A 21,862-nucleotide genomic window follows, 5' to 3' on the forward strand; every position below is an offset into this window, starting at 1 on the left:
ATTTATGTAGGTAATATTGTTACATTTGTAATGCTAAACTTAGAAATACAACATGAAACTATCTCAGATTATATTTTTTATTATAGTACTCTGCAGCTTATTTGTAAATGCCTCCAAAGCATTTGCTGATTATGCATATACTCAGATTTATCTGCCTTCCGACGTTCCTTCGGTCGTTCATTGCATTTTTAAAGACAAGCACGGATTCATCTGGATGGGTACCAGATCCGGCCTTTTCAGGTACGATGGTCAAAATATAAGTGAATACAACAAAGACGAGTCCTCTCCATTGGGAAACTATATATATAAAATTTTTCAGGATATTAATGGGGAACTGTGGGTATTGACCAATAATGGTATATATATATACAACTATTCGATAAATGACTTTACTGCCGTCAACGGCTATGACGGTAAACCACTTATGGCATTTAGTGCCATAAACCATAAAGGAAAGATTATTTTAGGCAGCAAAAATGTGATTTACAGTTATGATGCATCAAAAAAAGAGCTGGCAGAACTCATATCGTTTAATGAAATCAACGATTATAACGTATCGGATATAATCATCGTGGGAAATGATTCTCTTGTGTGCAGCGACCGATGGTACGGTATGAAACTGGTAGACCTGAAAAAAAAGAAATCGGAAAACATTTTCACAGAATGCGAAAAAGACATTATCTGCACTTATAAAGACAAAAGCGGGAAAATCTGGATATCATCGTATAACCAGGGGGTAAGATGCTTTGACAAGAAATTCAACCTGCTCAGACATTACTCTAAAGGAAACTCCGGCATAAGCAGCAATATTGTTCTTAGCATTATAGAACATAAAGGAGATATTTGGTTTGGAACAGACGGAGATGGAATTTCTATATTAGACCAAACATTGGGAGAGTTTAAAACTTTAAAACATGTACCTGGTGAAAACAATTATTCTTTGCCCAGCAATTCTATAATCAATTTGTATGAAGACTACTATGGAAACGTATGGATAGGAAGCATATATTATGGTTTGGTATGCATACACGAAGTATCCATGCGAACATATAATGATGCTTTGCCGGGCAATAGCAACGGACTCTCACAAAGCACAGCCCTGTTTCTGTATAAAGCAGAAGACAACCGTCTGTGGATAGGTACAAACGGAGGGGGAGTGAATGCATATGACATGGATAGCGGAAAGTTTATTCATTACCCTACTACGTTTGGCGATAAGATAACTTCCATATGCAGTTTCGGCAAGAACAAACTTCTGATATTTAATTTTGCCCAAGGTCTTTTTATCTTTGATACCGAGAATGGTACCAAGAAACCTTTTACAATTGTAGATGAGCATATCAATGAAAGACTTTGCCATCATGGGAACTCTGTATTCATCTACCGCAACACTCCGAATTCAATCTTATTTCTTGCTGACTTTGTCTATTGGTATGACGAGAATACCAGGACTTTTAGTGTCATAAAAGAGAAAAACGGAGTCAGTATTAAAATAGGGTCGCTAGTGGCCGTTTCCGGCGATTCAAGATATACGTATCTGAAAGATATCAAAAATATATACAGACTTGATAACAGGGCAAGAGTGCTGGAACATATTTATGCCGTCCCCGATGGGGTATCGGTTACTTCCGTAAGCATAGACAATTCAGGTATTTTTTGGGTAGGAACGGATAAAGGACTACTATGGTATGATGCTGCAAACAATTCATCCGACTGGCTGAAAACGGAACTCTTCAAGAGAGTTTCTTCTGTAGTATGTGTAGATAATAAGGTATTGATTGGAGCAGAGTCCATGCTTTTCTGTTGGGAAAAAGATAAAAGAAAATTCATTTTCTACGGAGAGTCTAACGGAGTTATGCCCAATGAATACATGCCGGACTCCAAATTTGTCAATACCAACGGGAGTGTATTCATGGGTGGTGTACGAGGGCTTCTTAAGATTGACAGCCTGCAGGATTACGATATGAATTCTACCATATCACTTAATCTTTCTGAAGTAGAACTTAACGGCACGAAAACGTTCTTTTCCTCCGATGGAAATATCCCGCATTTCGAAATGTCTGAATCTGGGAGTATTGTTCTGAGGGTTTTTGCAAACAGCGAAGACATATTCAGAAAGAAAATGTACAGCTTTGGGATATATGGTCCGGGAGTAACAAAAAATATAGAAACATATAATTCGGAACTTGCCCTACACTCGTTGTCGGCAGGAACATACCGCATTATGGCTTCATGCACAACCCGAGACGGTGACCAGACTAATGAAAAGTGCCTAATGGTACTTAAGGTTATTCCACCATGGTACAAAACCGGATGGTTTTTCCTGGCATGTATCATCCTGCTGATTATGACTTTTGCTTTTATCAATATGCAGATAATAAGGAAAAAGACCGAGAAACACAACTTCATTATCAAGGAGCGTGAGAAACAGATGTATGAAGACAAGATACGCTTTCTCATTAACATCAGCCATGAATTAAGAACCCCTCTGACATTGATTCATGCTCCATTACAGAGAATACTGAAAACAATGGATATGGACAATCGGCTCTATCTCCCTTTGAAAGGTATTTTCAGACAGACACAACGTATGAAAAACCTGATTAATATGGTGCTTGATGTAAGAAAGATTGAGGTAGGAGGCTGTAAACTGAATTTGGTTGCAACAGATATAAATGAATATGTAAAGTACATAGGTCATGACTTTATAGAAGAAGCTAAGGCAATCGGAGGTGATTTGATTTTCAACCTTGATATCGAAGCGGGTATAGCAGAGATAGACAGGCAGAAGTTCGACAGCATACTGACTAATTTTCTTGTCAATGCCCTAAAGCATTCATCAAGTGGCGGATACATAACTATTTCGACCGAAAATATAGACAATGGTTGTTTTGTGAGAATATCCGTATCCGACCAAGGCCTGGGATTGAAAAATGTTGATTCCTCACGCTTGTTCAGCAGGTTTTATCAGGGAGCAGGGGAAGAAACCGGAACAGGTATCGGACTTTCTTATTCAAAGATTCTGGTAGAAATGCACGGTGGCAAAATTGGAGCATTTAACAATGATGACAAAGGGGCCACTTTCTATTTTGAACTTCCCAGGAGAATTGAAAACAATGCGAAATATGAGTCCGCACACTATTTGAATAAACTTGTTTTCGACTTCAACAGCAAGGAAGACAATAATAGCGGAAAGTTAGAAGATATTAATCTTGCTGCCTGCACGGTGATAGTGGTAGATGACAATGCCGATCTAAGAAACTTTCTTAAAGATACTCTAAAAGGATATTTTAAGAAGGTAATTACAGCATCGGAAGGCGAAGAAGCATTTATGCTTACAAGGAGTTACATACCAGATATCATTATCAGTGATGTCATGATGCCTGGCATGAACGGATATCAGTTATGCAAAGCAATCAAGCAGGATTTCTCTGTCAGTCACCTGCCGGTGATATTGCTCACAGCGAAAGACGACAATGAAAGTAAATTAAGCGGATATAAAAATGGGGCAGACGATTATCTTGTGAAACCATTTGATGTTGACATGCTCATAGAAGTCATAAAAAACCGTCTCAGGAACAGGAATATCGCACGCAAGGCCTATGCAGACAAAGGACAACTTCCTGTTGCTGAGAACACGACCTTCAGCCAAGTGGATGAATCGTTCATCATCAGACTGAATTCTATCATAAATGTGAATATTGGTAATCCGGAACTCGGAGTTAATACTATTTGTGATGAACTGGGTATGAGTCGCACCTCAGTATACAGCAAACTGAAGAATCTCACCAATATGGGCATTAACGATTACGTAAACAAGATAAAAATGGAGAAGGCTATAGAGATGCTGAGTACAACGGATATGTCACTTGCTGAAATAGCTACCACTATAGGATTTACCTCACAAAGCTATTTCAGCACAGTTTTCAAACTGTATACAGGGAAAACCCCAACTGCATACCGAAAAGAAGTGAGAGGGAAGATCCAAACCGGGTAGTTGTTCCTGTATTTTCCCTCATTTCGGAACACATCTAATACAAAATACAAAAAGCCAGCCAATCCCCACAAACACAGCGGATTAGCTGGCTAATTTTATATTATTCACTGAATATCCCTCATTAATATCCAGCCACTGGATACATAATGGCCGAACGGTACTTTTAACATTCAATCAATCTTATCGGACAGCAATAATTTTAAAAAGGTAATTTACTTCTTCGCAACCGGAGAGACAGTCAGAATCTTCCGGTAAGCCTCCGGATTGGTCAAGGTTTCAATCGCCTTCTCCAAATCAGCATCGTCTTTCAAACGCTCCATAACTGCTCCACGCTGATAGAAGAACCGGGTAGCGATGTCCTGGGCAATCTGCTTCTTGATCTGCGGTGCAAAATGATCCAGGTCGCGGTCCAGATTATGATTCAGTTTCTGCTCCAATGCCTTAAACTCTTCGGAAGCCCCCTCCATATAACCTTCGAATTCGGCTACTTCCTTCAATGTCTTCAGCATTTTCTCGCTCTGACGGTCGTACGTAAAGTTGCGTGATTTCACCAGTTCCTTAAACTCCTTGTAATCTTCGTCGGTAATCCGGATGGAATCAACCGAAGCAAGCACCGGATGCTTGATGCAATAACGGGTCACATAGTCGAAAATCAAATCATCGTTAAGCAGATAGAAAAGGATGTTCGGGAAACGGTCTTCCTTCACCTCAATATCCGGGCGGATACCTCCACCGTCGCGTACCTCACGACCGGCAGCCGTATGGAATACGTGTGTCAGACTGTCGGGAGTACGGGCAACTGTTCCATCGGCATTCTTCTTTGCATAGTCGATAGCCTGAATACAACGTCCGCTCGGAATATAATATTTGGAGGTTGTCACCTTCAATGTACCATTGTAAGGCAACGGACGGGTGGTCTGTACCAAACCCTTTCCATAGGTACGGGTACCGATAATCACCGCACGGTCGAGGTCCTGCAGCGAACCGCTCAGAATCTCCGATGCCGAAGCGGAAGAACCGTTTACCAGTACGGCCAGCGGAATTTCCACGTCTACCGGTTCTTTGGAGGTCTTAAAAGAACCTTCTGCCTGACGCAGCTTGCCCTTGGTCACCACAATCTCCTGACCCTTCGGTACAAACAGGTTCACGATATCAACTGCCTCCTGCAACGAACCTCCTCCGTTGTCACGTACGTCAAAAATCAGTCCTTTGGCCCCTTGCTGCTTCAGTTCGATAAATGCCTTCTTCACATCCTTGGCACAATTATCCGTAAATCCTGTCAGATACAGGTAGCCGATGCTGTCGCGAAGCATGCCGTAATACGGTACCGGATTGGTACGGATGCTCTTACGGGTAATCTTGAATTCCATTTCCGTACTGTCATTTTCCTGCGGACGAAGCACTTTCAGGACAAACGAGGTTCCCGGTTCGCCGCGCAATGCCTCGCTCACCTTGGAAGAAAATTCCTGTGGCGACATCGAGCCCCGGACCATTTCCTTTCCTCCAACCGAAAGAATGATATCCCCAGCCTTCACACCCATTTCTGCGGCAGGCATTCCCTCGGTAGGTTCCACAATGGCAATACGGTCTTTCGCCTTATAATAACGGATCGCAGCCCCAATTCCCCCGTATTTTCCAGTAATCATCTCTTTCAGACTGCTCATCTCCTCTTCCGGATAATACTCCGTATAAGGATCGGTCAGCGCCAGCATGCCGTTGACCCCGTTCTGTATCATCTTTTCAGGATTGATGGTATCCACATAGAACATATCGAGTTCCTTGAATATCGCATTAAAGATATCCAGATTCTTTGCTTTCTGAAAACTGCGGTCGTCTTCCGTAAAAGAGGAAAATCCCAGTCCCAGCAAGACCACCAATGCACCTACTATCGATTTTCTGACTTTCATATTTTCAAACATTCATTTTTATTTACTCAAAGAAACACATAATTCCGGTTACGGATGCAGAATCGCCTCAATATTTAACTTTATTTCGTTCCACTGCTCCTTTGACAGGTCGGTACCGGTTACCTGAATGACGTATCCGGCCAGGACCGAACTGATTCGGGCACATTTCTCCAGAGAATAACCACTGGTGAGACCGTACAGGAAACCTGCCGCATAGACATCTCCGGCTCCCGTAGTATCGACCACATGGTCTACCGGCAGAGAAGCAACCGTTACCACCTCTGTACCTTTCTTTACCATCGAACCCTGCTTGCCGGTCTTGACCACTGCAATGCTGCACTTTTTACCGATTTCAGTAAGGGCTTCCGCCGGTTCCTTACCGGTGTAAGCACGCGCCTCACTCTCATTGGCAAATACGATATCCACGTACTGGTCAATCAGCATATCAAAGAACCCCCGCTCAGATTCCACTACATTGTAACTGGCCATATCCATACAGATCTGCAGACCGGCCTCTTTTGCCAGTTGCATGGCACGCAGCATCAATGCATGGTTCTGCAGCAGATATCCTTCTATATAAAAGTATGAATACCCTTCGAACATTGAGATTGACAAATCATCGGCACTCAAGGTTCCGGATGCACCAAGATAAGTGCCGAACGTACGCTCTCCGTCGGGAGAAATAAAGGTAGAAGCAATACCCGACGCATGTTCCGATGTCGTCAGCAGACAAGTATTAACTCCCTGATTCTGTAAAGTCTGACGGAAGAAATCTCCAAATTCATCCTCACCCACTTTTCCGATAAATCCCGGAGACATACCCAGGTTACCCAATGCACAAATGGTATTGGCCACCGATCCGCCACTGGAACGGTGATACACGTGTGCAGACTGTATATGCTGTATCCGAGTCAGCATTTCCTCATCGATCAATTGCATGCTTCCCTTGGGCAATTTCAGTTCCGCCAGAAGAGAATCATCCTCCATTTTCAACAAAACATCGACCAAAGAATTGCCAATTCCTAAAATTTTATCCATTTCGCTATATTTTTTTTGCAAAGATATTGCATATTTCAAAATATCCTACTACCTTTGCATCGCAATTGAGAAAAAACCTTCTTCAGTAGCTCAGTCGGTTAGAGCATCTGACTGTTAATCAGAGGGTCGTTGGTTCAAGTCCAACCTGAAGAGCTTTTTTAATCGAGATTGCAAGTATTCTTCAGTAGCTCAGTCGGTTAGAGCATCTGACTGTTAATCAGAGGGTCGTTGGTTCAAGTCCAACCTGAAGAGCACTTCAAATAAAAAACAATCATTCTTCAGTAGCTCAGTCGGTTAGAGCATCTGACTGTTAATCAGAGGGTCGTTGGTTCAAGTCCAACCTGAAGAGCAGAAAAGTTCGTGTAAAAGCGAACTTTTTTTTGTATCCGGTACACACCTCTTATCCGTTCAACCCATGCAACACTCCGTTTCTTTATCCTTCAGACACTCCGAAATAATTTTTTCTTGTGCAGAAATGTCCGCAAGATCCGAAGAACCAGTTTGCAATGCAACGCTTCACCATCCGGCCGCACACTGCAGCCACATCATTTTCATCAACCTGTCATAAACTCAGCCCTATGAAGTACGGAGTCTCACGGAATACCCTGTTCATTATCGCCGGCCTCGTCTGGATTATCGCCGGATGCAATATCCTTCATGTCGGAATCTCCTGCTGGCTGAAAGACGAGCAGTCGCTGCTTTCCAAGCTCACAGAAGCCACACTGGTCTTTCTGTTTTTTGCCGTTTTCATCTTCCGGAAACTGTACCTGAAACACTCCCGGCGCATTGCACAAAAAAGTGACAAGAACTGTCCGTTTGCCTTTTTCGACCTCAAGGGATGGGGCATCATGGCATTCATGATTACCCTGGGAATGACCATCAGAGGGCTTCATCTGCTTCCCGACTCCTTCATCACGGTATTCTATACCGGACTTTCCCTGGCCCTGATCATCACCGGCATACGATTTATCGCATACCGGAAAAGACATCTGTAAATGCTCTCCAAGCCACCGTGAGCCATCTGGCCGGAAATAAAATCCCCTTATCCCTCCACGACCACACAAAAGCCCTTGCAAACAACTAGATATAATCTTTGTATTTTTCATAAAAAGAAATATCTTTGTTAGATATTTAATATACTAAAACTTCAACACAATGAAAGACTTTTTAAAATACATGCTGGCCACCATACTCGGACTGATTGCCACAACCACCCTGTTCGTTATCCTGGGAATCATCAGTCTGGCCGGCATGGTAGCATCCTCAAGTTCCGCACCTGAAATTCAAAAAGAATCGGTTTTCGTACTCGAGCTGAAAGGTAATATCATAGAAAGATACCAGGCCAGTCCACTGGACCAGTTCCTGGGAGAAGAACTTCCCACATACGGACTGGACGACCTGCTGGCTGCCATCAAGAAAGCCCAGGACAATGAAAAGATTTTGGGAATCTACCTCCATCCGCAGGTATTTGCCTGCTCACCGGCCTCCTTGCAGAGTATCCGCAGAGCATTGGTGGATTTTAAACAAAGCGGCAAATTCCTTGTGGCCTATGGAGATTCCTATACCCAGGAAGGTTACTACCTGGCCAGTGCTGCCGACAAGATCATCGTCAATCCTTCGGGAAGCATCTCATGGCACGGACTGAGCGTACAGACCATGTTCTTCAAGGACCTGCTGGACAAACTGGGAGTAGAAATGCAGATTTTCCGTGTAGGTACGTATAAATCGGCCGTAGAACCTTTCATCTCCACTCAGATGAGTGAGGCCAACCGGATGCAGAATCAGGCATTTGCCAATTCTATCTGGGGACAGATACTGAACGAAGTGGCAACTTCGCGCAACCTTCCGGCCGATTCACTGAACCGTCTGGCCGACCGGAACATGGATTTCCAGTTGGCAGAGACCTATGTACAGAACGGCATGGCAGATACGCTGATGTATCAGGATCAGGTATTGAGCTATCTGAAGGAAATCACCGAGACCGACGAAGACAGCAAGTTGCGTACCGTCAGCCTCGACGACATGATCAATACACAGACCCTGACACCGAAAGACAAGAGCGGCAACATCATCGCAGTGTATTATGCATACGGTGACATCGACGGAAGCACCTCGGCATACGACGGCATTCACTCGGAAAAAGTATGCAACGACCTCCGCAAACTGAGAGAAGACGAAAGTGTGAAGGCAGTAGTACTGCGTGTCAACTCCCCGGGAGGAAGCGCTTACGGTTCGGAACAGATATGGAGAGAAGTCACCCTGCTGAAAGAACAGAAACCGGTAATCGTTTCTATGGGCGACTATGCGGCTTCAGGAGGATATTACATTTCGTGTGCCGCCGACTGGATTGTAGCCGAACCGACTACCCTGACCGGTTCTATCGGTATCTTCGGTATGATTCCGAATGCCCAGAAGCTCGTTACCGAGAAAATCGGTATCCGGATGGATGGCGTAAAGACCAACCAGCTGGCCGACATGGGCAACCTGACACGTCCTTTCACTCCGGAAGAAGCCAACCTGATACAGCAGATGGTAAACAACGGTTATGAACTCTTTACCCGCCGCTGTGCAGAAGGCAGAAACATTCCGCTGGATGAACTGAAGCGCATCGCAGAAGGAAGAGTATGGACCGGAGAAATGGCAAAAGACGTCCGCCTGGTAGACGAACTGGGAGGACTGGATGCCGCAATTGCCGTAGCCAAGGAACGGGCAGAGGTAGAAAATTACACACTGGTAAGCTATCCTCAAAAAGAAGACTTCCTGTCTCTCTTGCTCCAGACCAACACAGAACGCTATATCAGCCAGAAACTGCAGGGACAGTTAGGTCAGTTCGGAACCTGGTACCACAGCCTGTCATTGCTGAAGAATCTCGGAGAACGCGATTACCTGCAGGCCAGAATACCGTTTGTACTCAATATCCATTAATCAGGAGGAACCGGCATGCATCCTTTGCAAAAGCCTCACATATATGCTATTCTGCTCCCGTTCGCTTGCCTGTACCGGGCGGGAGTCACCTTGCGCAACTGGTGCTTTAAGCGCGGAATACTTACTTCCCGTTCTTTTGCACTGCCCGTTATCTGCGTAGGAAACATCAGTGTGGGAGGAACCGGAAAGACCCCTCATACCGAATACCTGATCCGGCTGCTGTCGGATACCTTTCAGGTAGCCGTACTGAGCCGGGGATACAAACGGAAGTCGAAAGGCTTCGTACTGGCACAACAGGGAACCAGCATGGAAGAGCTGGGAGACGAGCCGTTCCAGATGTGGGGAAAATACCCGCAGATAAAAATGGCCGTCGACAGAGACCGCTGCCACGGTATTGAGCAGCTGTCTCAACTCACCCATCCGCAGGTAGACGTCATCGTACTGGACGATGCGTTCCAGCACCGGTACGTGAAACCCGGTCTGACCCTGCTGCTGATTGACTACAACCGGCCGATTTTCCGTGATGCCCTGCTGCCCGCCGGCAGACTCAGGGAGCCTCAGGAAGGGAAAGAACGGGCCGACATCATCATTGTCAGCAAGTGTCCGGAACACATGGGAACGGAAGAGCAGAAAGAATGGTACGACGCCATCGCCCCTCTCCCCCATCAGCAAGTCTATTTCACGACGTTCAAATACCGGCACCTGTGCAATGTCTTCCAACCGGAAAAGACCCGTGCCCTGGAAAGCCTCTCTTCGGAAGCACACATTCTGCTTCTGACAGGAATAGCCTCTCCGGCCCCTCTGATCAGCAAGTTGTCGGAGTACACCCGCCACATTACACCGCTGTCGTTTCCCGACCACCATATGTTTACGGAAGAAGACATACAGCGGCTGACAAAGGTATTCCAGCGCTTACCCGAAGGAAAACGGATCATTATTACGACCGACAAGGACGCGGTCCGCATCAGAAATTGCCGGAGTCTCTCCCCCGCACTGAGAGAGGCCCTTTATACACTTCCCATAGAAGTAGGCTTTCTAAACGAAAAAGAATCATTGTTTAACCAAAACATAATGGAGTATGTTAGAAAAAATTCAAGAAACAGCTGCCTTTCTGAAGGCTAAAATGCACACTCAGCCCGAAACCGCCATCATCTTAGGTACAGGGTTAGGAAGTTTGGTACATGAAATCACTGACAAATATGAAATCAGTTACTCGGAAATCCCCAATTTCCCCGTATCAACCGTAGAAGGTCATAGTGGAAAACTCATTTTCGGAAAATTAGGAAACAAAGATATCATGGCAATGCAGGGACGCTTTCATTTTTATGAAGGCTACTCCATGAAAGAAGTGACTTTCCCGGTACGCGTCATGCGTGAACTGGGCATCAAGACCCTTTTTGTGTCCAATGCGGCAGGAGGTACCAATGCAGCCTTTGAAATCGGCGACCTGATGATCATCACCGACCATATCAACTTCTTCCCGGAACATCCGCTGCGCGGCAAAAACATCGACTACGGACCTCGTTTCCCGGATATGAGTGAGGCATATTCCAAGGAACTGATTCAGAAAGCCCTGGAAATAGCCAAGGAAAAAGGCATCAAGGTGCAGCAGGGAGTATACCTGGGTACACAGGGACCGACTTTCGAAACTCCGTCGGAATACAAGATGTTCCACATTCTGGGAGCCGATGCGGTAGGTATGTCTACAGTGCCCGAAGTGATCGTGGCCAACCACTGCGGCATCAAAGTGTTCGGCGTATCGGTAATTACCGACCTGGGCGTTGAAGGTAAAATTGTAGAAGTCTCACACGAGGAAGTACAGAAAGCTGCCGATGAAGCACAGCCTCGTATGACAACCATCATGAAAGAACTGATTAACAGAGCATAAAAAGAAATCATGCACGAAGGTAACAGAACAGAAATAGCCACTCTTGGAGAATTTGGCCTGATCAAGCATCTGACCGAAGACATCAAGTTACAAAACAAAGAGAGCGTATACGGCATCGGTGACGACGCAGCCGTACTGGATTTCTCAGACAAGCAGGTACTGGTCACTACCGACCTGCTGATGGAAGGAGTCCATTTTGATTTGGTATACACCCCGCTGAAGCATTTGGGATACAAGGCAGCGATGGTAAACTTCTCCGATATCTATGCCATGAACGGTTGTCCCAAGCAGATAACCATCTCACTGGCATTGTCCAAACGGTTCTGCATCGAGGACATGGAGGAGTTTTACGACGGAGTAAAACTGGCCTGCCAGCTGCATCATGTGGACATCGTAGGCGGAGATACCACTTCATCCGTTACAGGACTCGCCATCTCCATCACCTGTATCGGAGAAGCAGCGAAAGACAAGGTAGTTTATCGCAACGGTGCCAAAGAAACGGATTTGATCTGTGTATCGGGCGACCTGGGAGCTGCCTACATGGGTCTGCAGCTGATGGAACGCGAAAAAGCGGTTTTCCAGGGAGAGAAAGAGGTACAACCGGATTTCGCCGGCAAAGAGTACCTGCTGGAACGCTTCCTGAAACCGGAAGCCAGAAAGGACATCATCGAAAATCTGGCTGCTGCCGGAATCAAACCGACGTCAATGATGGATATATCCGACGGACTGTCTTCAGAACTGATGCATATCTGTTCACAGAGCAATGCCGGATGCCGGGTATACGAGGAACGTATCCCTATTGACTATCAGACTGCAGTCATGGCAGAGGAATTCAACATGAACTTAAGTACCTGTGCCTTAAACGGCGGAGAAGATTACGAACTGTTGTTTACCGTTCCTCTCACCGACCATGAGAAGGTTTCGCAAATCAAGGACGTAAGAATCATCGGCCATATCACCAAACCGGAGTTGGGCTGTGCACTCATTACCCGTGACGGAAATGAACTGACCTTGAAAGCGCAGGGCTGGAATCCTTTGAAAGAATAAAAAAATCCGATAATCAGATGCCTTCCAATGCCTAGAATCGCACTTGGAAGGCATTTTTCAACTTTTATTGAATCTTTTTTATCCAAATATTTTGCAGATTCAAAAAAAACACATACCTTTGCAACCGCAAATGAGAAACAAAGCAACACTTTGCAAACGGTGCCATAGCTCAGTTGGTAGAGCAAAGGACTGAAAATCCTTGTGTCCCCGGTTCGATTCCTGGTGGCACCACTTTTAGAAAACGAAAAATTATGAAACCCGCTGAAATACAGTCATTTCAGTGGGTTTTTTCTTTATCCACAACCCGCAGAAATATGCAATTTGGTGCAATTAAAAATTGCCGATTCGGTGGTTTTTTTTGAGTCCCATGGAAAAACCACCGAATTGTATCATATTTCACTAATTCTCAATAATTTGCGTGATTCATTTTTAGGGGTTAAAATATACATTTGTAAACCCTCCTGAATGATGGAAAAAAGCAAAACCTGGTGCAGGTTTTCACATCTGACGAGAAGATTAGAGAAAGAGGTCAGATAACATAAAGAAAAACAAGAATCGGTGGTTTTTTATAGCCGGCGATAATAAAAACCACCGATTTTAACAATTTTCTTCATTCTTCCATTTCCTTCAGGTTTGACGAAACAACCGAATGTACAACTTCAAAAAGAAAATGATCATGAAACAAGGAACAATGAACATTCTATTTTTCGTTCTAAAAACAAAACTGCTAAAAAATGGCGAAGCTCCGATTCTTATGCGTATTACCATCAACGGACAATATGAAGAAGTAAGAATACAAAGAAGTATTTCTTTAAAGAATTGGAATCCGGCCAAGGGATGCAGTAAAGGAAAAGACAGAGCCTCCATTGAACTGAACAATTATATAGGAGCACTTACTACACGCGCATATGAAAAGCACAAGGAACTGACCTTTGAATCGGCACTGATAACTCCCAAAACAATTTTAAAACGTGTATTTGGAAAGGACGAAACAATCCGAACTTTGATGGGAACAATTAGAGAAGAAATTTCCTCTATGGAGAAGGTTGTTGACATAGACTATTCTCCCGTGACAATCAACCGTTATAAAAATGTACTCAGAAAACTTGAAACTTTTGTGCCACGTTTTTATGAGAAGGAGGATATTACATTCCATGAACTTTCCCCTGATTTCATCAAGTCCTTTGACATTTTTCTAAAAACAGAAGCCGGATTATGCCGTAACACAATAGTCCGCTACATGAAATGCCTGAAGAAAATTACCAATATGGCAATAGCAAAAGAATGGATGCGAAAAGACCCGTTTTACGGATATAAGATGGAACAGGACGAGACTGATCCGGTATTCCTGACAAATAACGAACTTCAGTCCATAATGAACAGGGAATTCGATATCCCTAGGCTGGAGCTTGTCAAGGACATATTTTTATTTGCGTGCTTTACCGGTCTGGCGTTCGCTGATGTTTCCACATTGAGACCGGAACATCTGGAGCAGGACAATAACGGTGACTGGTGGATAAGAAAAGGACGTGTAAAGCTTGAGAGAAGAAGAAAGTCAAGTTCCATAGCCAATATTCCGCTTCTTCCTGTTCCATTGGCAATCCTGAAGAAATATGAATCACATCCGATATGTCTTCAGCAAGGGACATGCCTTCCTGTTGTCTGCAATCAGAAGGCAAACAGCTACCTGAAGGAAATTGCGGACTTCTGCGGCATCAAAAAGAATCTGACCACACATGTGGCCCGTCATACGTTTGCTACTACCGTCACACTGGCAAACAACGTTCCATTGCAGGAAGTATCTGCCATGCTCGGACACGCTTCTACAAGAATGACACAGCATTATGCAAGAGTCATGGACAGAAACCTCAAAGAAAATATGACTATTGTAAGGGATAAAATGGGATTATAAAAAGATCAATTACCAGTCTGTTAGGACAAGTGTCAGACCATTATTTCATTTCTTACAGCAAATATCGCCCTTTGCCACTGACTGTGCAAGGCGGCCCTGGCGGGCTGGTTGGCTGGAAAAAAATCATCCTCGCTTCGCTCCGGTATTTTTTTCCGCCAAGCCTTGCACCGGTCATTGGCAAAGAACAGCCGGGCCAGTAAGAAATTGAAATACTGGCTCCACGGAGCCGGTCATGTCTAATTTAAATAAAAGAATATGACTGAAGAAGTTGGAAAGAAGGTATGTGAAGGTACAGTAGCAGACCTCATGAAGGACAAGACCGGAAAACAGACGGTTGTCACGTTGACAAGAAAGAACGCTTACCGCGTGAAGAAAATCAGAGAACAAGGGACGGACGATGAAGCCGTCCTTTTTCATTTCCGTAAACGCTGTACGGGAATGGGCTCCTATGTACACACCATCGAAGCGGCAGACGGAGAAACAGAACTGCATCCGTCTGAATTTGAAAAATGGGAAGCCGTGGAATTCCTGTATCCCGGTTATCTGGAAGACCTGCTTGATGCTGCATACAATGCGTACAGGTGGAGTTCCTTCGAACCTGAAGCAAGGGCGGAAACAGACATCATGCAATATGAAAAACAACTTGTAGAGGATCTGAAACAGATTCCGGAAGAAAAGCAGAACGAGTATGTCAGTGCATACCACAGTAAGTTCTCCGCCCTGTTGGGCAGTCTCTCACGATGTGCCAGTCCGATGGTGACAGGACCTGCCAAATTCAACTGCCAGCGCAACAACAAGGCCTTGGACGCATACCAGAACAGATTTGATGAATTCCACGACTGGCGTAACCGTTTTAAGTCTGCCATGGAAAGGATGAAAGAGGCTGCCAAACCGGAAGAACAGAAGCAGGAGGAGGCATGGAACCGCCTGAAGCGTGACATTGCAAGCAGCGCACAGACCATCCATGATATTGATACCGGTAAGGCAAGAGGATACAGCCGTGCCCTGTTCGTCAGCAGTATCCTTAATAAGGTAAGCACCTATGCAGGAAAAGGAGAAGTGGAAATCGTGCAGAAAGCGGTGGATTTCATTACAGACTTCAATGCACAATGCAAGAAACCGGTTATCACTCCACGGAACCGTTTCTTCCAACTGCCGGAAATGGCACGCCAGGCCAGACTGAAACTTCAGGAAATCAGAGAACGGGAAAACCGTGAACTGAAATTTGAAGGCGGAACACTGGTATGGAACTATGAGGCGGACCGCCTGCAAATCCTGTTTGACAGCATTCCGGATGACCAGAAGCGCAAGGAACTGAAATCATACGGTTTCAAATGGTCGCCGAGATACCAGGCATGGCAACGGCAGCTTACACAGAATGCCGTATATGCAGTCAAAAGAGTGTTGAACCTTCAAAACCTATAAAACATGAAAGACCGATTGAAATATGTAGTCGATTCCCGCTACTTCGACGGGACATGCCTGACCAGCATGAGTGACGGATTCCGCAATGACTATGGCGGGGAGACAATCGAAGAACTGCGCACAAGGGAGAATAATCCTTTCCTGAAAGTTATATCAGCCACAGAACTGGACAAGATGCTGCGTCTTTACCATCAGTCCCTCTCCGAGCCGTTCAGGGAGATCACCGAAGAAGACTACTATGACCTGCTGGATGTACTGCCACCATTGCGCATGAGACAAAACTCGTTCTTTGTGGGTGAACCGTACTACGGGAGCATGTACTCTTTCTGCTTCACCCGTGAAGGAAGATACTTCAAGGGTCTGCGCTCCATACAAACCCCACAATCAGAACTGGACCGTCAGATAGACCGTCATATGGGAGTCATCAGCCGAAAGGCAATAATCTCCAAAGAAGGAAAGGACGGGAAAAACGGTAAAGGAATCATTCCCTATTATTTTTCACTGGACGGGAAACAACCCCTATTCATCTGCAATCTTGTCATCCAATCAGATTCCGTACAAGCAAGGGCGGACATGGCCACAATCCTGAAGAGTCTTCGCAAGAACAATTACCTGCTATACAAAGGAAAAGGAAAGTACGAAACTCCGGACGAACTGATAGACCATGTATCCGGAAAGAAACTCACCCTTGTTTCCGACGGACATTTCTTCCAATATCCTCCAGGCAGGGAATCCGCAACTTTCATCGGACACATCAAGGAGACATCAGAGGAATTTCTTTTCCGGATCTATGACCGTGAATATTTCCTGTATCTCCTAAAAAGACTGAGGACGGTAAAAAAGGAGTCCGCACAATATATAACGAATATCAAATCATAACATTCTGGGAATACGGTAACATGACTGCCGTATTCCCTCATAACAACAATACAAGTATGGACAAATCAAACACACTATACTGGAAAACAGCCACAAATCCGGCTGAGCGCATTGAAGTCAGACTGGTTCTGAACAGTTATACCGACAATGACAATCTGTATGCAGGACTTGAATCCAGGTCCAAAGTGAATCCGGAAAGCTGGGAATCATACACGGACATCACCGTCAACTTCAATTCCCTTCCCCCGTTCCATGCCTATGTGGACAGCAGGGACTGCAACAGACATGTACATGATTTCCTGACCAGTAACAGAATAGCGGAGCCTGCCGGATTTGAATATCAGGGATTCAGTATGTTCCGCTTCAATCCTGACAGGTTGAAGGAACTCGCACCTGAACAGTTCAAGACAATCAGCGCCAAACTGCCACCACAGGATGATATGATAAAGGACATCATCTATCAGGAAAGACGTTTCCCTTTGAGAACTGTTCAAGACATTCACGGAATATATCTTGTTTCAAGCAAGGAACTGAAAGAATCTCTGATCGAAGGAGTACGGAACCTGGATGCTGCGGCAAATGAACTGCTGGATGGCATCTGCCTGTTCTGCTCCACACAGGAACTGCGCTATCTTACGGATGCAGAACTGATAGAAACAATCCATGCACAATAAAAAGGAGGAACAAATATGAAAACCGGAGACATTGTATTTATGAAACGTCCCTATAAGGGATACCGTGCCGTCGAACTGATGGAAAGACTGGAATGCCGCTGGCTGGTAAGGATTGTCGAGAGCGGTCTTGAACTTGAGGTCTATGAAGATGAACTTATATCAGAATTCTAATACGGACAAAGTGTTATGGAAAAATATCAGTTTGCATTCCATTCGGAAATAATCGGCTATACCTCCCCACATATCGGGGAGGTCAGGAAAGCCATACACAGAAAAGTGGAAAAGGAAAAGTCTGCCGTCATAAAGAATGATATTGAACTGCACATGTACAAGGTGCATGACGGCATACCGGTTCTCCTTAACACCTGCTACCTGTACGATGAAAAAGGATGTATGGTACACGGAAGTATCAAGGGAACCAAGGATTATCTGCTTGAGACATGGAGATACCATACAAACAGACATTCCAAAGGCAACGGTTCCACAAGAATCAGGCCCTGCACGACAAGCAGGGCTTTTTCGTTTGTATAACTCTTAAAACCAGGAATCATGAACCAGACATTACAACTTACAGACTATATTCCACAGTATGTGAGTCTTTACTATGTGGATTATCGGGATGACCTTGATGAGCATGAAGACATCCAGGAGGAATGCGTCCGTTCCAACAATATGGAAAAGCTCTATGAAAAGGCATACGAATGGTATGAGGAGCAGGAAGGCTCAAACATGCACGACTATCTGGAGGAGACAAGAAAGAATATGGAAGCGGACAATCTTGCCGGAGAGTTTGAAGAGCATGAAGATGAAATCAGGGAACTTATCTACGACCGGAACGATTCCGACCCGGTAAAGGACCTGATACGCAACTCGTCCGTCACTAATTTCTTCTATTCGCTCGGAGTGGAAATCAGCGGATACCTGACCGGCTGTTCACTGCGGGGAGAATCGGTCGCCATGGCCTGCCATAAGGTACGCCGCGCACTGCATCTGAAAAAGGGACAGTTTGACGAGAAGATAGAGGAACTGGTAGGGAATGCCACATACGGCGGAGAACTGCGCATCTACTTCAACGCCATGTTTGACAGGCTCATCAGCAAAGACCCTGAGAACGATTTCAAGAGCATCCGTTTCCACGGGAATGTAGTGGTGGCCATTGCCGACAGCCGGAACGGTTCCGGACATCATGTACGGATTCCGCTGGACATCACTTTCCCTTTCCGAAGGGAGAACCTGTTTGTCGATTCACAGGTACACTATTCCTATGCCAATGAAGTCTGCGGCATGACCAATGACTGGTGCGATTCCACAAAATGGGAAACGGGCATGATACCTTTTACCGGATCTGTCCGAAAAAGCCGGATGGCTGAATACAAGAAACAGGAAGCCGCTTACGAGCAGACATTCCGAAGCGGGAAATGCACCTTCGGTGACATGAACTACAAACGCCACCGTGACGTGCGGTATTCGAATGAGTATCCTGCCGGATGCAGGTGCCCTCATTGCGGTACTTTCTGGATTGACTGAAAAAACATTTACCAACCAATAAATTCAAACGATATGAAAATCTGCTGTTCACAAGAGCATTACGACAAGGTCGTACAGTATGCAAAATCAATCAATGACAAGACACTGGAAAACTGTCTTGAACGTCTAAAACAATGGGAGAAAAACGAGAACCGTCCATGCGAAATCGAACTCTATTACGACCATGCGCCGTATTCGTTCGGATTCTGCGAACGTTATCCGGACGGGAATACAGGCATTGTCGGAGGACTGCTGTATCATGGAAATCCTGACGAGTCCTTTGCCGTCACCATGGAACGTTTCCACGGATGGAGCATACATACCTGACATATATGCGACAGTCTGTATTGGGGAGCCTCATGCAATATGGGGTTCCCTTTTTTTATGCCGGAGACATGATGACAGCATCCTCATTTCTTGCTGCAAAAATAGCTGTTTGCCGCGCAACTCCCGCAAGGCGGCCCTGCCGGGCTGGTTGTCTGGAAAAAAATCATCCTCGCTTCGCTCCGGTATTTTTTTCCGCCAAGCCTTGCAGGGATGCGGGCAAACAGACAACAGGGACAACAAGAAATAAGAATGCCTGTACCTTACAGGCAGACAATGTATAACAATAAATATCAGAAGTCATGATTACAGACCAGAAGACACAGAACAGGCTTCACGCGGAGACTGGAACAGAACTGTTCTCCATCAGACTAAGGAAGGAAGCCGTCACAAGGATGCTGGACATTCTGAAAGAAACTCCGGAATACCTGCAGGTTATGAACCATATACCGGCTTATGCCATGGATGACGATACGTCAGAATGGTGGAATTCCGAAGAATCGGAAAATTTCATGAACTCACTCCTGGAAGTGATGGAAAGCTATACTCCGGACGGATACAGGTTCGGACCGAAATCCGGCACGACTGACCTTTACGGCTACTGGGAAAGCAAGACCGGACGGACAACCCTCTTCCATCTGCTTTTCAGTCTGGAAAGCGGATATGAATGGGGAAAAGGTCTTTCCCATGAGAAAACGGACGCATTCTACAAGGAAATAAAAGAGAAATTTCATGGAGAGGGATTCGACACGGACAGAACAGGCTGTACATCACAGGCCATGTATCTTGTAAAAGGAAAGACACGTCTGTACGTGCATCCGATGGAAATAAGCGGCTACTGTGAAACACTGCATATTCCACAGATTACAGCCATACTGAAAAAAGGAGGCCGTACATTCCGTCTTGTAAAGGATACGATAGCGGAAGAGGTGTATTCCTTCACCGATGAAGAAGAACTGGAATATTACCGTGCCAGATACGGAACGTGCATCCACCGGAATATTCTGGATGCCTTCAGCAACCGCCACGCAGGGAAAGAGGACATACTTTCCATGATGGCATCACGGATAAATGTGGCTACGACATCACATCTTCACGGTATCGGATATGATTCACCGGCATACAGGTTTGTGCATGAGGCATACGACAGACTGGTAAACAACGGAAAGCTGAAGGAGAATGCCCGGGAAATCGGTTGCTGCAACATCATAATGGCCATTTCAAATACCAACGCAATATGAGACTGAATTACAATGACATGCTGCTTCTGGCAATATGGGAATACAACAGGAGACAGGACGAGGATCTGACCCTGGAACTGTTTCAGGAAACATTCGGACAGGTTCCCGGCGCACATTTCCATGACAAATGGGTGCATTATTACAACAAGAACCTGCTGATGATGGCCGCCTATTTCAGGGGTGAGGAAGAAAACGGCCAGAAATTCTGTGATATGATCACCCGACAGGTTGAACGCTATACACAAAACAGGAGGAGAACAGGATGAATACAAAGATACGATATGACCTTGACAGTCTTGAACTGGCAAACGGTGACTTCGGGTATCCCATTACAGAAAAGGAAGTACGGAAAGTGAACCGTATGCTGGAACTGATTGAGAATGTCCGAAGCAGGCAGATGTACCCGACAGAAGGAGACTGCGTTGAATTTGTCTCACGTTCGGGTGACTATTTCGGAAAGGCCCATATAGAACGGATAACAGGCAAATATGCGGATATATGCCTGATACCGGAAACGGTATTCTGTTTCGATGACATGGGAAAAGCCGCCTATGATACCACCGGAAGCCCCTGGACGCAGGTCAATATCCGGAACATGAAACCCGCAGGTACTGAAATCCGCATATTCAGGACATGGGGATTCGGGAAACGCAGCAATACGGGCAGTCTCAGGTTCGACGCTCCGGTCAGGAAATGGAAATACAGAGAACCGGATCCGTTATATGACGGTTACACCACCCGTAACTGGTTCCGCTATCATATCATGAAACACCGGGACAGGGAAAGGACAGGCGAATACACCTTCCGCAGCGATTCATTCACGCTGTACAGCCGGAGCGAGCTGGACGAGTTGGCCGCAATCCTGAAAGGCAGACTCTACAAGGGAATCCTGCCTGACTCTCTTGTACTTTGGGGATACCGCATGGATATTAAGGAAATATCACGTGAGCAGTGGAACGGTATGGGACAGCACGGACAAATCCGCATGAAATTCATGGGATACGGTCCCGTCAGAATACACACGGACAATGAAAACCATACCGTAACAGTATACAGAATCAACGACAGTATATAACCA

General features: G+C 45.3%; 19 protein-coding genes and 4 tRNA genes. 21 read left to right on the forward strand and 2 right to left on the reverse strand.

Going from position 1 to position 21,862, the window contains the following annotated elements:
- Positions 1 to 52: 52 nt before the first annotated feature.
- Positions 53 to 3,997 (forward strand): two-component regulator propeller domain-containing protein, encoded by a 3,945-nt coding sequence (locus tag H3001_RS11045; RefSeq protein ID WP_181214959.1) that lies wholly within the window; start codon positions 53 to 55, stop codon positions 3,995 to 3,997.
- Positions 3,998 to 4,209: 212 nt separating this feature from the next.
- Here the strand turns inward: H3001_RS11045 and H3001_RS11050 are convergent, their stop codons facing one another.
- Together H3001_RS11050 and H3001_RS11055 are read right to left on the reverse strand one after the other, a co-directional pair.
- Positions 4,210 to 5,904, reverse strand: coding sequence for a S41 family peptidase (locus H3001_RS11050; RefSeq protein ID WP_181214960.1), 1,695 nt, complete (start codon positions 5,902 to 5,904; stop codon positions 4,210 to 4,212).
- Between the two features lie 48 nt (positions 5,905 to 5,952).
- The gene (locus H3001_RS11055; protein WP_181214961.1) at positions 5,953 to 6,942 is read right to left on the reverse strand and encodes an adenosine kinase; all 990 of its coding nucleotides are present in this window, start codon (positions 6,940 to 6,942) and stop codon (positions 5,953 to 5,955) included.
- 79 nt (positions 6,943 to 7,021) lie between these two features.
- On the opposite strand from H3001_RS11055, the gene H3001_RS11060 reads away from it, so the two are divergent.
- The 20 genes from H3001_RS11060 to H3001_RS11155 all read left to right on the forward strand — a co-directional run bounded on the left by H3001_RS11060 (position 7,022) and on the right by H3001_RS11155 (position 21,859).
- Positions 7,022 to 7,095, forward strand: a tRNA-Asn gene (locus H3001_RS11060).
- 25 nt (positions 7,096 to 7,120) lie between these two features.
- A tRNA-Asn gene (locus H3001_RS11065) sits at positions 7,121 to 7,194 on the forward strand.
- Positions 7,195 to 7,217: 23 nt separating this feature from the next.
- Positions 7,218 to 7,291: transfer RNA gene (locus tag H3001_RS11070), tRNA-Asn, on the forward strand.
- Between the two features lie 229 nt (positions 7,292 to 7,520).
- Complete coding sequence (locus H3001_RS11075; protein WP_181214962.1) at positions 7,521 to 7,937, forward strand: hypothetical protein; 417 nt, start codon at positions 7,521 to 7,523, stop codon at positions 7,935 to 7,937.
- Between the two features lie 160 nt (positions 7,938 to 8,097).
- A complete protein-coding gene (gene sppA / locus H3001_RS11080; RefSeq protein ID WP_181214963.1) occupies positions 8,098 to 9,867 on the forward strand; it encodes a signal peptide peptidase SppA in 1,770 nt (589 codons plus the stop codon).
- 15 nt (positions 9,868 to 9,882) lie between these two features.
- Positions 9,883 to 10,989, forward strand: coding sequence for a tetraacyldisaccharide 4'-kinase (gene lpxK, locus H3001_RS11085; protein WP_181214964.1), 1,107 nt, complete (start codon positions 9,883 to 9,885; stop codon positions 10,987 to 10,989).
- Entirely contained in the window at positions 10,946 to 11,755 is an 810-nt protein-coding gene (locus tag H3001_RS11090) for a purine-nucleoside phosphorylase (protein ID WP_181214965.1), read from the forward strand. The genes lpxK and H3001_RS11090 overlap by 44 nt, the downstream gene beginning before the upstream one ends.
- Positions 11,756 to 11,764: 9 nt before the next feature.
- A complete protein-coding gene (gene thiL / locus H3001_RS11095) occupies positions 11,765 to 12,802 on the forward strand; it encodes a thiamine-phosphate kinase (RefSeq protein WP_181214966.1) in 1,038 nt (345 codons plus the stop codon).
- Positions 12,803 to 12,960: 158 nt separating this feature from the next.
- Positions 12,961 to 13,033 (forward strand) — tRNA-Phe (locus H3001_RS11100).
- A gap of 445 nt (positions 13,034 to 13,478) precedes the next feature.
- A complete protein-coding gene (locus H3001_RS11105; RefSeq protein ID WP_155268008.1) occupies positions 13,479 to 14,714 on the forward strand; it encodes a site-specific integrase in 1,236 nt (411 codons plus the stop codon).
- A 255-nt stretch (positions 14,715 to 14,969) separates the two neighbouring features.
- Complete coding sequence (locus H3001_RS11110) at positions 14,970 to 16,139, forward strand: hypothetical protein (RefSeq protein ID WP_032584131.1); 1,170 nt, start codon at positions 14,970 to 14,972, stop codon at positions 16,137 to 16,139.
- Positions 16,140 to 16,142: 3 nt separating this feature from the next.
- A complete protein-coding gene (locus H3001_RS11115; protein WP_032584134.1) occupies positions 16,143 to 17,018 on the forward strand; it encodes a hypothetical protein in 876 nt (291 codons plus the stop codon).
- A 56-nt stretch (positions 17,019 to 17,074) separates the two neighbouring features.
- A complete protein-coding gene (locus H3001_RS11120) occupies positions 17,075 to 17,692 on the forward strand; it encodes a DUF4313 domain-containing protein (RefSeq protein WP_227204741.1) in 618 nt (205 codons plus the stop codon).
- Positions 17,693 to 17,707: 15 nt separating this feature from the next.
- Complete coding sequence (locus tag H3001_RS11125) at positions 17,708 to 17,863, forward strand: hypothetical protein (RefSeq protein ID WP_181214967.1); 156 nt, start codon at positions 17,708 to 17,710, stop codon at positions 17,861 to 17,863.
- 15 nt (positions 17,864 to 17,878) lie between these two features.
- Entirely contained in the window at positions 17,879 to 18,223 is a 345-nt protein-coding gene (locus H3001_RS11130) for a hypothetical protein (protein ID WP_032584139.1), read from the forward strand.
- 18 nt (positions 18,224 to 18,241) lie between these two features.
- A complete protein-coding gene (locus H3001_RS11135) occupies positions 18,242 to 19,219 on the forward strand; it encodes a hypothetical protein (protein ID WP_032584141.1) in 978 nt (325 codons plus the stop codon).
- Positions 19,220 to 19,252: 33 nt separating this feature from the next.
- Positions 19,253 to 19,546, forward strand: coding sequence for a DUF4120 family protein (locus H3001_RS11140; protein ID WP_004326290.1), 294 nt, complete (start codon positions 19,253 to 19,255; stop codon positions 19,544 to 19,546).
- 299 nt (positions 19,547 to 19,845) lie between these two features.
- The gene (locus H3001_RS11145; protein WP_032584144.1) at positions 19,846 to 20,784 is read left to right on the forward strand and encodes a hypothetical protein; all 939 of its coding nucleotides are present in this window, start codon (positions 19,846 to 19,848) and stop codon (positions 20,782 to 20,784) included.
- Positions 20,781 to 21,050: a hypothetical protein gene (locus H3001_RS11150; RefSeq protein ID WP_009121403.1), complete on the forward strand. Its 270-nt coding sequence runs from the start codon at positions 20,781 to 20,783 to the stop codon at positions 21,048 to 21,050. The genes H3001_RS11145 and H3001_RS11150 overlap by 4 nt, the downstream gene beginning before the upstream one ends.
- Positions 21,047 to 21,859 carry a DUF4121 family protein gene (locus H3001_RS11155; protein WP_032584146.1) on the forward strand — a complete coding sequence of 271 codons (813 nt, stop codon included), beginning with the start codon at positions 21,047 to 21,049 and terminating at the stop codon, positions 21,857 to 21,859. Before H3001_RS11150 ends, H3001_RS11155 begins: the two co-directional genes overlap by 4 nt.
- Positions 21,860 to 21,862: the final 3 nt, after the last annotated feature.

The sequence above is a fragment of the Phocaeicola faecicola genome (assembly GCF_013618865.1).
In the GTDB taxonomy this organism is placed as follows: domain Bacteria; phylum Bacteroidota; class Bacteroidia; order Bacteroidales; family Bacteroidaceae; genus Phocaeicola; species Phocaeicola faecicola.